Annotated in this window: 7 protein-coding genes and 5 pseudogenes; 8 read left to right on the plus strand and 4 right to left on the minus strand. The window is 34.2% G+C overall.

Annotated features, from left to right (window positions below; genetic code table 11):
• Positions 1–56: 56 nt before the first annotated feature.
• Positions 57–184, minus strand: a pseudogene (locus ACE1TI_RS18650) (IS3-like element IS655 family transposase); the annotation flags it as partial.
• A gap of 4 nt (positions 185–188) precedes the next feature.
• Here ACE1TI_RS18650 and ACE1TI_RS18655 point away from each other — a divergent pair.
• A pseudogene (locus ACE1TI_RS18655) lies at positions 189–591 on the plus strand (aldehyde dehydrogenase family protein); the annotation flags it as partial.
• A 158-nt stretch (positions 592–749) separates the two neighbouring features.
• On the opposite strand, the gene ACE1TI_RS18660 reads toward ACE1TI_RS18655, so the two are convergent.
• From ACE1TI_RS18660 to ACE1TI_RS18670, 3 genes and pseudogenes are all read right to left on the minus strand, one after another.
• Complete coding sequence (locus tag ACE1TI_RS18660; protein ID WP_375009049.1) at positions 750–2,348, minus strand: BCCT family transporter; 1,599 nt, start codon at positions 2,346–2,348, stop codon at positions 750–752.
• 574 nt (positions 2,349–2,922) lie between these two features.
• Positions 2,923–3,358, minus strand: a pseudogene (locus tag ACE1TI_RS18665) (transposase); the annotation flags it as partial.
• Between the two features lie 383 nt (positions 3,359–3,741).
• Positions 3,742–3,852: pseudogene (locus ACE1TI_RS18670) on the minus strand (hypothetical protein); the annotation flags it as partial.
• A gap of 454 nt (positions 3,853–4,306) precedes the next feature.
• Between ACE1TI_RS18670 and ACE1TI_RS18675 the strand changes: the two are divergent.
• The 7 genes and pseudogenes from ACE1TI_RS18675 to ACE1TI_RS18705 all read left to right on the plus strand — a co-directional run bounded on the left by ACE1TI_RS18675 (position 4,307) and on the right by ACE1TI_RS18705 (position 12,546).
• Positions 4,307–5,995 (plus strand): PucR family transcriptional regulator, encoded by a 1,689-nt coding sequence (locus ACE1TI_RS18675; protein WP_375009050.1) that lies wholly within the window; start codon positions 4,307–4,309, stop codon positions 5,993–5,995.
• Positions 5,996–6,591: 596 nt separating this feature from the next.
• Positions 6,592–7,815 (plus strand): NAD(P)/FAD-dependent oxidoreductase, encoded by a 1,224-nt coding sequence (locus ACE1TI_RS18680; protein ID WP_375009051.1) that lies wholly within the window; start codon positions 6,592–6,594, stop codon positions 7,813–7,815.
• A gap of 38 nt (positions 7,816–7,853) precedes the next feature.
• Complete coding sequence (locus ACE1TI_RS18685; RefSeq protein ID WP_375009052.1) at positions 7,854–8,624, plus strand: electron transfer flavoprotein subunit beta/FixA family protein; 771 nt, start codon at positions 7,854–7,856, stop codon at positions 8,622–8,624.
• A 14-nt stretch (positions 8,625–8,638) separates the two neighbouring features.
• Positions 8,639–9,622, plus strand: a complete 984-nt coding sequence (locus ACE1TI_RS18690; protein ID WP_375009053.1) for an electron transfer flavoprotein subunit alpha/FixB family protein — start codon at positions 8,639–8,641, stop codon at positions 9,620–9,622.
• Between the two features lie 99 nt (positions 9,623–9,721).
• Positions 9,722–10,954 carry a M20 metallopeptidase family protein gene (locus ACE1TI_RS18695; protein ID WP_375009054.1) on the plus strand — a complete coding sequence of 411 codons (1,233 nt, stop codon included), beginning with the start codon at positions 9,722–9,724 and terminating at the stop codon, positions 10,952–10,954.
• A gap of 4 nt (positions 10,955–10,958) precedes the next feature.
• Positions 10,959–11,231, plus strand: a pseudogene (locus tag ACE1TI_RS18700) (hypothetical protein); the annotation flags it as partial.
• 136 nt (positions 11,232–11,367) lie between these two features.
• The gene (locus tag ACE1TI_RS18705) at positions 11,368–12,546 is read left to right on the plus strand and encodes a M24 family metallopeptidase (RefSeq protein ID WP_375009056.1); all 1,179 of its coding nucleotides are present in this window, start codon (positions 11,368–11,370) and stop codon (positions 12,544–12,546) included.
• The last annotated feature ends 848 nt before the right edge of the window (positions 12,547–13,394 follow it).

The following is a 13,394-nucleotide window of genomic DNA, read 5'->3' on the forward strand; positions in this document are numbered from 1 at the left end:
TCCCAAAATTCTTAGGCAATCAGAAGGTGTGATCTATTTTACGCTTACATTTCCGTGATGTAATGCCATTTCTGTTGGACGTGAACGTAATTTAAATCGCTCACAATGACCTTCCGTCTTTGTCTTGGTCAAACTCTCGGTTTAAAGTATTTCCTATCTCTGATTCGTTACAAGCAGCTTTAGATCGAAAAGGTAAAAATGAAGGAGCGGAGCTTATTTTCGGCGGTAACTGTCTGCAAGAAAAGGCTTCTATGTAGAACCAACTATGTTTGACAGTGTAACGACAGATATGACGATTGCGCAAGAAGAAATCTTTGGCCCGGTCTTGCATTGATGAAAGTAGACAACATCGAAGACGGTATCGGACTTGCGAATGACGTTGAATTTGGACTCAGTGCGTCTATCTTTACAACAAACATTCAAAGCATGCTAGACTTTGTCGATGACATGGAAGCAGGAATTATCCGTGTCAACGAGTGCAGGCGTAGAACTTCAGGCTCCATTCGGCGGTATGAAGAAATCAAGCTTTCACTCCCGTGAACAAGAGAAGCAGCAATCGAATTCTTTACTTCCATTAAACAGTTTTTATAAAGGGTTAGATTGAGAATATAATATAGAAAATAAAAGTTAATTAATTCTGAAGTATGCAGACGCTTTCATTAAATAAAGAAAGCGTCTGTTTTTTATGATAAAGTAATCTTTTCGTGGTAATTATCGAACTTTTTTAAGAGAATTCTGGCTGAAAATATTTAAAAATTTTTAACTTTTCTCCATTCTTTCTCGGTTATATCATCTTTTTTCCTTACATTATGTTTCCATGCCTTGTCTTCATCCATCATTTTCTTAGCAGCGTAAATAGTCAGAAACTGAATGACTATGATAGGTATGCCCATGAGACCAGAGAGAACTCCCAGTGGAGCTAGGCCGCCTATTCTCATTAATATCAGACCAATGAATGTTACGATTGAGGCAGCAATAATTCTTAATAATTTAGAAGGTTCCCCTTCCACCATATCTTTTGTGCTTAAATAGGATGCAATGGTATAAGTTGTCGAGTCTAGTGTCGTAGTCAAAAAAATGATAGCTACTATAATAAAGACTGAAATCACGATTATAGAAAAAGGCAATGAAGCTAATATTTCAGGGATAGCTGCAAGAGAGGTCTGTTCTTGTACAATATCTATAACAGGAACATCTCCAGCAACATATCTATTTACACCAAGCCCCCCAAGGACTCCTGTAGCAACCCAAGATATAAGTGTAGGCGCTAATAAATAAGTGAGTATCATTTCTTTTATGGTTCTACCACGAGAAATCTTTGCAGCAAATACACTATGCAGCATTGCCCATGTTGCAGAGTAAGCAAACCAGAATACTGTATTTTTTACTATATACGTGTTACTTTCCATATCTAAAGAATCCGTATGAAGAGACATATTAATATAATTCGATAATAAAAAACTAACACTATCTGTGAAATAATTAAGAATGAATATACCAGGTCCCGCTACCAGGATAAATAAAGCAAACGCTCCTGCAATATACATATTCAGGGTGCTTAATCTTTTTATACCTTTTTCTATACCTAAATAGGCACTAAAAGAGAATAGGATTACCCAGATAATAGTTACGATCAACGTTAAGCTAAACGTTATCTCTATACTAAATAATTTGGCTAAATTATGTGTAATAATGGGTGCTCCCAATCCTAAGGTAACCGCTGCTCCTGAAAGTATACTAATTAAAAAGATCACATCTAACAATTTTCCACCTAAACCATTTGTAAATTTATTTCCAAAAATACAACGACATGCTTCGGAAATTCGCAAAAATGGTTTTTTTCGGACATGCAAAACATACCCCAATGCAGGTGCTGCCATGACAAATATGGCAAACGTTTGGAAACTCCATAAAAACATACTGTACGAACTTCCCCATAACAATGCTTCATTCGACTGAGCCTCTATACCATAAGGAGGATCCTGTACAACATTGGTCCATTCAACCATTCCAGTCCGCATGATCGTAGAGCCAAGTCCCATTGCAACAAGAATGGAAGCATATTCAAACAAAGTGAATCTTGGTTTCTCTGTTGAATCACCTAAAACAACTTTCCCATACTTTGAAAATGAAAAAAATAATCCGGCTGCTGCCATTAAAAATCCATACCAAATGTAACCCCATGAAAACACTGACGCAATCTTATCAAAAATACTATTCAGCATATTTAGAGATGTGTCTTCGTACAGAGAGAAAGGAACACTAATGGCAATAAGAATTAGTAAAGATGGAATAAAAATTTTATAGTCTATTAAACTACTTCTGTTTGCTCCTTCAATTTTTTTCATTTAAAAACCTCCAATAACAATTCATTTCTTATTGTAACGATAATCTATATGATAAAAAGTTATTGAATCATAATTTTCAAAAAACTATTCCGACGTTTATACATCGGGTAAAAGATATCACTTTCAATCATCAGGATGGTGGATTATTGAGGATATCACACTTTCAAGCTTTTTTTCGTTTTTATAGAAATGAATCAGCAGTGTCTTAAATGTTGAACGGGGGAGCAGACCTAATAAAAGTCCTAATAACTTTGCAATAGCAAAAGTATGTTGTTAACCTTACGTTTATATTACGTAACGTTAAGGCTTGATAAGTAGATTTAAGTTCCTAGTGCAGTAGCTTTTAAAATTTGATTGAGATATTCCTAAAACCAGGTAATTCACTTTTATAAATTGAGTAATTCTTTTCATTATCTGAAAGGGGGTGACTCATCAATAAAAATCTCGATACAGGGTAGGAGAGGTTTGCTCCTACTCCTTATTCTACTTGAAATTCCCTTGATTAATATTGATGGTGTACTAAAGCCCGTACTCTTAATTGATCATACCGTAGGAGACCAAATGCGTTCGTTCTCCTTAAATCATCGGATAAATCTAAATACCTCTCTAAATACCAGAGTTGCTTCTCAATTAACTCTTCATACCGTTTGTAAAAGACATGTTTCATCCGTTTATATTTCTTTCGATCATACTCATGGAACTCCTTCTGTTTTCGTCTTCACGCATTCTAATGCTCAATAAATATAGCGGAAAAAAGTGAAAATGATCTGCAATAATGATAGGGTTCCCTAATGCTTTTCGAACGGTAGACTTAAAGGCATAATTCATATCCATGATAACCATCTCCACATCGAACCCCTTTTCCCGTAAGTAATTCTTCACGGTTTCAATGGATCGATTAGGAAAAATATCGAAAGGGGCGCCTGTGTCTCATCCGTAATGACCACTTCATTCTTCCCTTCATTCGTATCCCCTATAAATTCATCCATCGCAATCACTACTGGGGAAGTGCTTCACTCCCTTTAGGATTTGGTATTGATGTTTAATTAAAAATATTGTAAAATTTTTTTAAATTAAAAAATTTTAGCATGTAAAATATTTGTGTAATGAATAAATGCACCACACAAAATCCTAAGATTTCACATCAGATATTAAGAGCCGTTTCAAAGAATTTCCGGAATGAAAGTCAATGCGGACACCTTTCTCGTAATCTAAGAAAGCTGTGATATCAGTTTTATGCAGCGTATTACCGCTTTGCAGGTGCGAAAGATTTATGTAATATCTTCTTTTTTCACTGGAAGCTACGTTCTCCTCGCCGTGAAACGAGAGAAACGGTGTCGAAGGAAGCCGTTTATTAATCGCTTGATTTTTCTTGCTAAACAACTCAATCAAGTTAGTGAAGTAAAAGCTTTGGCTTGGGGAAGTCATAAAAAATGAAAAGATACGGATTGTCCAATAAGGATTGAGTGACTTTGGCGTATGACTTCTTCCATTTTTCTACGAACTTTTCTAGCGCTTTGTGATCTTCTTTCTTGTCTTTAAAGCGATAGAGTTTTTTAAATTCTCACAAATCTCATTACGGTCTGATACACGCACTATATGTAAGAGGTTTCTAGAAATATGACAAAACAAGCTTGGTATTTTCCTTCGAATAGACCGAGAGAATACTGTCTGTGACGCCTTTTAGTTATCTGAAATAAACAGAAGAACTTACTCTACCCCACGAGATTGAATATCTTCAAAAAACTCTTTCCACACATAAGCTAATTCTGTTGGAGCGACCGTATACCCCAACAAAATCCCCATTTAATACAAGGAGAGGTATGGATTTATTTACACAAAATTATTGACAATCCCAAAGATTAATTACTTTATTTTAAATTATATATAAAATCTACTACTTAAACTATTATTTCGCTTTCAATATCTTTTAAAATCATCATTGGAGGTAAAAATTAGTGCTTACAGTAAAAAATGTAATAGAACTCGATATATTAGAAGGTGCAATAGTAAGAACGGCTAAGCACAAGTTATCCAAGCAGCCAGTCGAGTGGGTATCTATTATGGATATACCTGTAGAGAATTATATTCGTAAAAATGAGTTTGTACTTAACATTGGGGCTGGTTCAGGTAAAGACATGAATATATTTCATATGTTTGTTGAAAGTGTTTATGAATCAGGGGCATCAGCGCTTGCAATTGCAAAAGGAAAGTATATTATGGACATTCCACAAAGTGTTCTCTCTTTCGCAGAAGAAAAAGAGTTTCCAATTATAGAAATCCCGTGGGAAATTCGCTTTGCTGAAGTTATCCACTTTGTTATGAATGAAATAAAAAGAAGTCAAAATGAAGAAATGCAAATAGTTGAAAATATCCAACAATACCTTTTAAATATGGTATTGCAGAATCCCAACCTATCAAAAGTAGCAAAATTTATTAGAGAGAAATTAGGAAACCCTCTTATCATTGTAGACAAAACAGGAGAAATTAAAGGAAAAAGTAATAATGCTAGCGATCTGATGAAAAAATGGAACCTTTACCGAAAAAATAATTTTAGTCCTCAAGCAATATCACTAACAAATGATCATCATCCATTACATGCCAGAGCTGAAAAAATAGAATTATTAAATCATGTTCTTCTACAATTCCCTATTGAGTCTTCAAATCGTATTCAAGGGTATATAACTATTGAGTTAAAAGATGAAGAGACAGTTGAGTCATTCTTAAATAATAAAAATGCTAGTATACTAGAACAAGCATCAACAGTCCTTGCAATGTGGTTTCTTCGTGAAAGTGCCATTGAGGAAACAAAAACTAGACTTAGAGGAGATTTTGTTTGGAGCCTAGCAAAAGGAGAATTTTCAAGCTATAATCAAAAATTATCTCAGGCTAAATCACTTGGATACATATTAGAGACCTCATACATTTGTCTCGTGGGAACAGGTGAAAATTTTCAAGAACTTTATAAAAGAAACAAGACAGTTACCTCATACGAACGCTGGAAACAAAGTATAATTCATTTTATTCAAGATGAAATCTTTATTGGTTCCAATATTGTTAATCAAAAGGTAATGACGACTAATCATGGTAATGATATAATCCTATTTTTGGAGGCTCCTTTAGATACTTATAAGGAAAAAGCTTATAGCTTCCTTGAATTATTAAGCCGTCGTTTAAATAATTTATTACCTGGCTTAACTATTTCTTGGGGGATAGGTAGATGTCATGAGGGTGAAAATAGATTTATAGATAGCTTTAATGAAGCACAAGCAGCTCTAAAAATTGGTAGAAAAAAAGAAGGTCTAGGTTGTCGTATTAACTTTGATGATACAAGAATTGAACGTTCTCTTTTAAGAATTGCAAAAGATGAAGAAATGAATGACATCGTTAACCAGACCATTAAACCTCTCATAGAATACGATCAACAAAAAAACACGAATTTCATCGGGACAATAATAGCTTATAATGAAAATCAAGGCAAAATCAGCCAAACGGCAAGAAGTTTACATTTACATCGCCACTCTCTTCTTTATCGACTAAAGAAAATTGAGGGAATAGTTAATTTATCTATTATCGATCCTGAGGATAGATTTCTTTTAGAGTTATGTATTAAGTTATGGAAGTTAGAAGGAGAGATTGATACGTAATAAACTTAAAAAACGACTCCAAATTTCCTGCCAATAAAAAGCTTTTCTTTGACTTTAATTCGTCTAATGTATTTGACTGTCTAAAGAAAGTTTCATGAAGTAAAAAAGAAATCGATTTAGCTTTTGCATTACAGCAATTAATTAATCATACAAATAATCAAAATTTATAGACCTATGACCTTCCTAGTATCAGTATTTATAGGTTGATTTTACTGGTTGTTAGACCTGCTTAACGTTGTAAATCCGCATTTTCCTGGTTGCTATTCCACCTCTGCGAAAGTTTTAAAAACGAACAAATGATATCCATATTATAAAAAGAAACAGTTTTTCCATTATGAAAAACTGTTTCTTTTTATATTGTAGATATTTATACATAACAGTTATTAAGTATATTATCGTATGAACATAAAGAAAAAATATACATTTTTATAAAAATTATTTGCAACACGCAAAAATGTAGGACTTAAAAAAATAAAAATTCAACAAAATGTCGAATGACCATTTCATCCTCCTAGAGATATTATTAATTTAAGATTTCAAGAAATAAGAAACTATTCTTAAAATTTATTCAACAAACAGAGAGAGGTGTGAAAAACATGAATAATTTACCAAACACTGCCAATGTAGTTGTTATCGGTGCGGGGTTAATGGGATGCAGTACAGCATTTGAATTAGCTAAAAAAAATGTTAAAAACATTGTTGTCTTAGAGAAAAATGCTATTGGTTCTGGAGCCACCGGTCAATCAAGTGGTGTTTTACGTGGCCATTATAGCTATGAAGAACTCACACGTATGGCAGTGCAAAGTCTAGAGACATTTAAGAATGCAGAAGATATTTTAGGAAATGATGTTGGCTATCAACCAGTAGGATATTTATTTGGAGTCGATCACAAAAATATTGAATCTTTAGAAAAAAATGTAGCAATGCAAAAACAAAATGGTGTTAATACGGGAATGATATCAAAAGATGAAGTAAAAGAAATTTCTCCATATTTGGATACAGGTCAATTTGGAGCATTTGCTTTTGAACCCGAGGGTGGTTATGGGGATCCAGTCCTATTGAGTCAAGCATATGCAGATGCTGCTCGACAATTGGGTGTTAAAATTAAACAACATTGTGGTGTGAAACGAATCTTAACAAGTGAAGATGGAAGTTCAATTGTAGGGGTTGAAACGACAGATAATAACACAGTGTATACATCCACTGTCATTGTTTGTGCAGGAGTAGGAGCTCATCATTTAATGAAAAATGTAGGAGTTAAAGTGCCTATAAGAGGACAACGTGCTCAACTAATATATATTGATCCAGGTGCAGAAATAAAAAAAGCACCTTCTTTTGGAGATTTTATGCATGACCAGTACATTAAGCCTGAAGTAAGCAGCGGCCACCTATTATTAGGCAATGCAGACCATGCTGCTCCTCAATTTATTGATCCAGTTGATTACGATGTAGATAATTATCCTAAGCATGCAACAGAGGAAGCGATTGAAAAGGCTATCGTTAAATTCTTACATTGTTTTCCGACACTTGATAAAGCTAAGCTGTTAGCTAGTTACTCGGCGGCATATGAAATAACACCAGACGGTATTCCTTATATTAGTCGGACACCAATAGAAGGGGCTTATTTATGTACTGGATTTAGTGGTCACGGATATAAAATTACTCCTGTGGTTGGTAAGTTGACTGCAGACTTAGTATTAGAAGGAAAAAGTAAACAAGAAGGTATAAGTCTTTCACCATTCCGACTAACTCGTTTTGAAGAACAAGACTTACTTAAGCCAAAACATCCATATACAACTACTGTAAACAGCCATGTGTAACACATGTGTATGTAAATAACAAAGGAGGATTTAAATTTATGAAAATTGCAGTCATTGTAAAACAAACCTTAGATTTAGAAGAACAAATCATTATAGAGGATTTGAAAATTGATAAAGAAAACGTCCAACTCATTCTTAACCCTTATGATGAATATGCAGTAGAGGAAGCAGTGAAATTAAAAGAAGAAAACGGTGGTGAAGTTACAGCTATCACTGTTGGACCGCCAGAAGCAGAAAGTGCTCTACGTACAGCTTTGGCAATGGGAGCAGATAAAGCAATGCTTATTGAAGAGGAAGAAGATCAGTTACTAGATGAAAATGGTATCGCTAAAGTTCTAGCTGCTGCAATACAAGACAATAAATATGACATTATACTTGGTGGTAATATGTCAGTGGATAATGGAGCCAGTCAAGTAGGTCCACGTGTAGCAGAAGAATTAGATATCCCTCATATTTCTACAATTACAAATCTTGAGGTAAACGAGGAAACGGTTATAGCACAACGAGATGCAGAAGGTGACTTGGAAATCATAGAATCTTCTTTACCTATTCTTGTTACTGCTCAACAAGGTTTAAATGAGCCGCGTTATCCATCATTACCAGGGATCATGAAGGCTAAAAAGAAACCTTTAGAAGAAATAGAAATGGATGATTTAAATATTGATGAAGATAATATTCAAGCAAAATCAAAAATAGTCGATCTCTATTTACCGCCAAAAAAAGAAAAAGGCCGCATTTTTGATGGGGAGCTCAAAGATCAGGTTAAAGAATTAGTTTATGTATTACGTGAAAAAAATAAAGTTGTTTAAAGGAGGATAATAGAATGACAAAAAAAGTACTTGTACTAGCAGAAGCTAAAAATGGAAAGCTAAGAAATGTGTCTTTTGAAGTTTTAACTGTTGCAAACCGTATCGCAAGCGATGTTGATATTAATGCTTGCATATTTGGAAGTAATGCAGAAAATTATAGTGAAGAACTTTCCAAATATGGAGCTCAGAAGGTATATATTACAGATAACGAAGAATTAAAAAATTATACACCAGATGGCTATAAACAAGCATTGTTACAAGTTATTGAAGAAGTTAATCCCGATGTTGTATTAACAGGACATACTTCTATTGGAAAAGACATTCTTCCTCGTGTAGCAGCACGGTTAAATGCAGCTTTAGTTTCTGATTGTACGGATGTAGAAATGGATAATGGAATTGTATTTACAAGGCCAATTTATTCTGGAAAAACGTTTCAAAAGAAAAAAGTAAATGATGATCTCGTGATGGCTACGATTCGCCCAAACAATATAGAAGCTATAGAAAATCCAGTTAATTCTGAAACAATTAAGCTGCTTGCGACCATTAAAGATTTACGTTCAGTAGTAAAAGAAGTGGTAAGTAAAGCTTCTGGAAAAGTTGATCTTTCAGAGGCAAAAGCAATCATTTCCGGAGGTCGGGGAGTAAAAAGTGCTGAAGGATTCAAACCATTACAAGAGTTGGCTGATGTACTTGGAGGAGCCGTAGGCGCATCGCGTGCTGCTTGCGATGCTGACTATTGTGATTACTCTTTACAAATAGGGCAAACTGGAAAAGTGGTTACTCCAGATCTATATATAGCTTGTGGTATTTCTGGAGCAATACAGCATCTAGCTGGGATGTCGAGTTCAAAAGTGATTGTAGCGATAAATAAAGATCCTGAAGCGAATATCTTCCAAGTTTCAGACTATGGTATTGTTGGAGATTTATTTGAAGTAGTTCCTTTATTAACAGAAGAATTCAAGAAAGTGATCAATGAAACCAAAACATTAGTAGAGTAAATAGTGAAAATTTTCAAATAACCGGATGGCTTTGTCATCCGGTAAAACTATCATTATCTAGTAATTTTAGATGAATTCATTCGGAAAATTAAAGAGGTGTTGAACAATGAAAAATGTAAAAAAAAAGTATTAGCAGAAGAAATTGTAGAATGGAGGCGTGATTTTCATAAATACCCTGAACTTTCCTTTGAGGAAAAAAGAACATCTAAAATTGTTGCTGAATTCTTAAGTAGTTTAGGTTTATATGTTAAGGAAAATATTAATGGTCATGGCGTTACCGCAGATTTACTGGTCAAAGAAAATGGACCAACTATTGCTTTGCGTGCAGATATGGATGCTTTACCTATTCAAGAAGAAACAGAATTATCTTTTGCTTCCACTGTTCCAGGTGTAATGCATGCGTGTGGGCATGATGGTCATACTTCAATTTTGATGGGTGCTGCTAAACTATTAGCTTCAAATAGAGATAAATTAAATGGAAATATTAGATTTATCTTTCAACCTGCAGAGGAAGTTAATCCAGGTGGAGCGATTGGAATGATTAATAATGGTGTATTAGATGGAGTTGATGCAGTATTTGGACTGCATTTGTGGTCTGAATTACCATCTGGAACGTTTCGTACGTGCTATGGCCCAATGATGGCAGCAACTGATCAATTTAAGATTGAAGTCAAGGGAAAAGGCGGACATGGTGGAATGCCACATAAAACAACAGACTCAATTGTTATAGCTTCACATTTAATTATGTCTGCTCAGCACATAATTAGTCGTAATATTAATCCATTAGAGTCTGGCGTTATCACTTTTGGTAAGTTTGAGTCTGGTTCGGCTTTTAATATTATAGCAAATAAGGCTGTATTAGAAGGAACAGCACGAAGCTTTACTCCAGAAGTAAGAGATATAATACAAACAAATATGGAAGAATTAGTTGATGGATTAAGAAAAATTTATGGAACGGACATTAAAGTAGATTATAAACGTGGATACCCTGCGGTTGTAAATCATGAAAAAGAAGTTGATGTATTGTTAGATGCAGCAAGTAAGGTATTTGGATCTGAAAATACAGGGATAATGGAACCAAAGATGGTTGGTGAGGACTTTTCTTATTATTTAAAAGAAATTCCAGGGGCTTTTTGTTTCGTAGGAGCAGGTAAACCAAATCATCCTATGTATCCACATCATCACCCCCGTTTTCAGATTGATGAAAATGTATTGCCTGCAGCTTCAGAATGGTTTTATAAACTAGCTTTGAAATACTTTAGTGGATCATCTTCTGACTCTTCATATTTGGAAAACAGTGATAGGAGCACCAATGATGGAAAGGATGAATGATGTTATGACACTATTGGAACTTATCAATTTATTAGCTTTTCTTTTAGTAACAACATACGCAGTTTATTTATTTTGTTATTTAGTAAAAACTCGATATGAATATATTAAACTTGGGAAGAAAGTAGAATTTGATCGTAAATTTAAAGAGCGTTTTGGAGAAATAAAAGTTAATGTTTTTGGACAAAAGAAATTGATGAAAGATAAGAAAAGTGGAACCATCCATGTAATGATGTTTTATGGTTTTATCCTTGATCAGTTTGGAGCAATAGATTTTATACACACTCAATAATTTTTATTTTTTAATGTTCTGATTTTTTTATTATACTGCAACCTGTATAAATTACCAAAATATAAATTCAACAAATTGTTAGATGATTGTTTTTTTAAAAGATTAGAATTGGAGGGGGAAAGTGATGATGTTACCTTTTGAAAAGACTGAATATCAAGAAAGAGTGGAAAAAGTTAAATTAAGTATGGAAGAACAAGGAATAGAAGTATTATTAATTACAGATCCTGCAAATATGAATTATGTGTCCGGATATGATGCTATGTCATATTACACACCTCAAGGAGTAATAGTAGCAACTGAATTAGATGAACCACTATGTATTGTAAGATTCCAAGACTTGTTTTGTGCAACTGAAACAACTTGGATGAGGAAAGAAAATGTAATAGCTTATCCTGACAAATTTTTATGGGAACCAAAAAAACTGCACGTTATGGATTTTATTGGAGACATATTGAAAGAAAAAAGACTTAATAGTAAAAGAATAGGACTCGAATTTGATGCTTACTTTTTTACCGTACATTGGTATAAAAGTCTAGAAAGATGTTTACCGGATTCAGTATTTGTAGATGCTACCTCACTTGTTAACTGGATACGAGGACAAAAATCTCCAAGAGAAATAGAGTATATGCAGATAGCTTCAAGAATAGCAGAAAAAACATTGTATAATGCGATAGAAAAGGTTGGGATAGGTGTTAGAGAATCCCATGTTGCAGCAGGAATTTATAGTGATTTAGTAGAGGGAACAGGCGTTTATGGAGGAGAATATCCATCATTAGCGCCAATAACACCAGCAGGGGAAAGAACAGCAGGTGCTCACTTTTCGTGGACAACAGAAGGAAAGTATCAAGATGGGCAACTAATCTACATGGAACTATCAGGAAGTTATAAACGGTATCATGCACCTCTCACAAGAACAATATTTGTTGGCCAACCACCTAATACAGTAAGAGAAACAGCCAAAATCGTAATAGAAGGACTAAATGTAGCACTATCAACAATAAAACCAGGAGTATCTTGTGAAGAGGTAGAGAAAGCGTGGCAAACAACTATAAATAATTACGGTTTAAATAAAGAATCAAGAATGGGATATACCGTCGGATTAAGTTATCCACCTGTCTGGACTGAAAATACAGCTTATTTTAAACCAGGAGAAAAAACAATATTAAAACCAAATATGACATTTCATATGATGCCTGGAATGTGGCTTGACGGCTATGGTGTAGCAATAACGGAAAGCTTAAGGGTTACTGAAAATGGTTGTGAGACGATAACGAAATTCCCTAAAGAATTGTTTGTTAAGTAACCTTAAGAACCTTTACTAGATACCTAGAATACTTACAGTTCCTTAAATTATTAAGTATTATAGGTATCTACTCTTTGTTTGATAGGCGTGTCTTTACAAGAACAAAAGGCTTTTCTCACTAAATTAAGGGTTATAGAACGATTGAAATACCCTTTGTGTATTATTTGCTAAAATCTAATATTTAAAAAGTAATTGGTGTGTCAGGTGTTGTGTAATCCCATATAATATGAAAGATACCCGTCAATGAAAGAACGTAATAAATATCTATAACTCGACTTTCTTGATAAATAAAACATGTCACAAGTGTCTATTGTATTTTTTTTATACCAAGAATATTAATCCCATTGCGAGTTATTCTTTTTACTTAGTCATATATGCTATGACAACGTCTTTTGTTATCTAGAAGGAAATAGTACTCCGTCCGTTTTTCCCATCCAATTCATCACCATCTACTTCACCTTTATTAACAGGTTTCTCAAGGATGATTGGCTTATACCTCCCTATAGAGAGGAGGTGAGGTCTATGACAGTTTTAAGCTATTATGCTAATGATCACATTTGCCACTTAGTTGTTGCCATACTGTCATTCCACCATGAAAAATAATCCATCCTTGAGCGTGACAACTTAGTGTGCGAAGACTAAATTTATATTGCTATACCATACCTGAAACATAGACTAAACCCATATAGAAAAAGAAAGCTAAATAATTGATAAAGTAAAACGGATTAACCCCCTGAATTTGGACAGATACTCTCTTTTTCTAGGATGATCAAACTTTTTCCTCTTCTTTTGTCTTGAGATAGGATCGCCCATTTGCTGCGTTTGTCAAGGAACGCTTTCGCTCTCCC

Source organism: Alteribacillus sp. JSM 102045 (genome assembly GCF_041949975.1).
Lineage (GTDB): Bacteria > Bacillota > Bacilli > Bacillales > Marinococcaceae > Alteribacillus.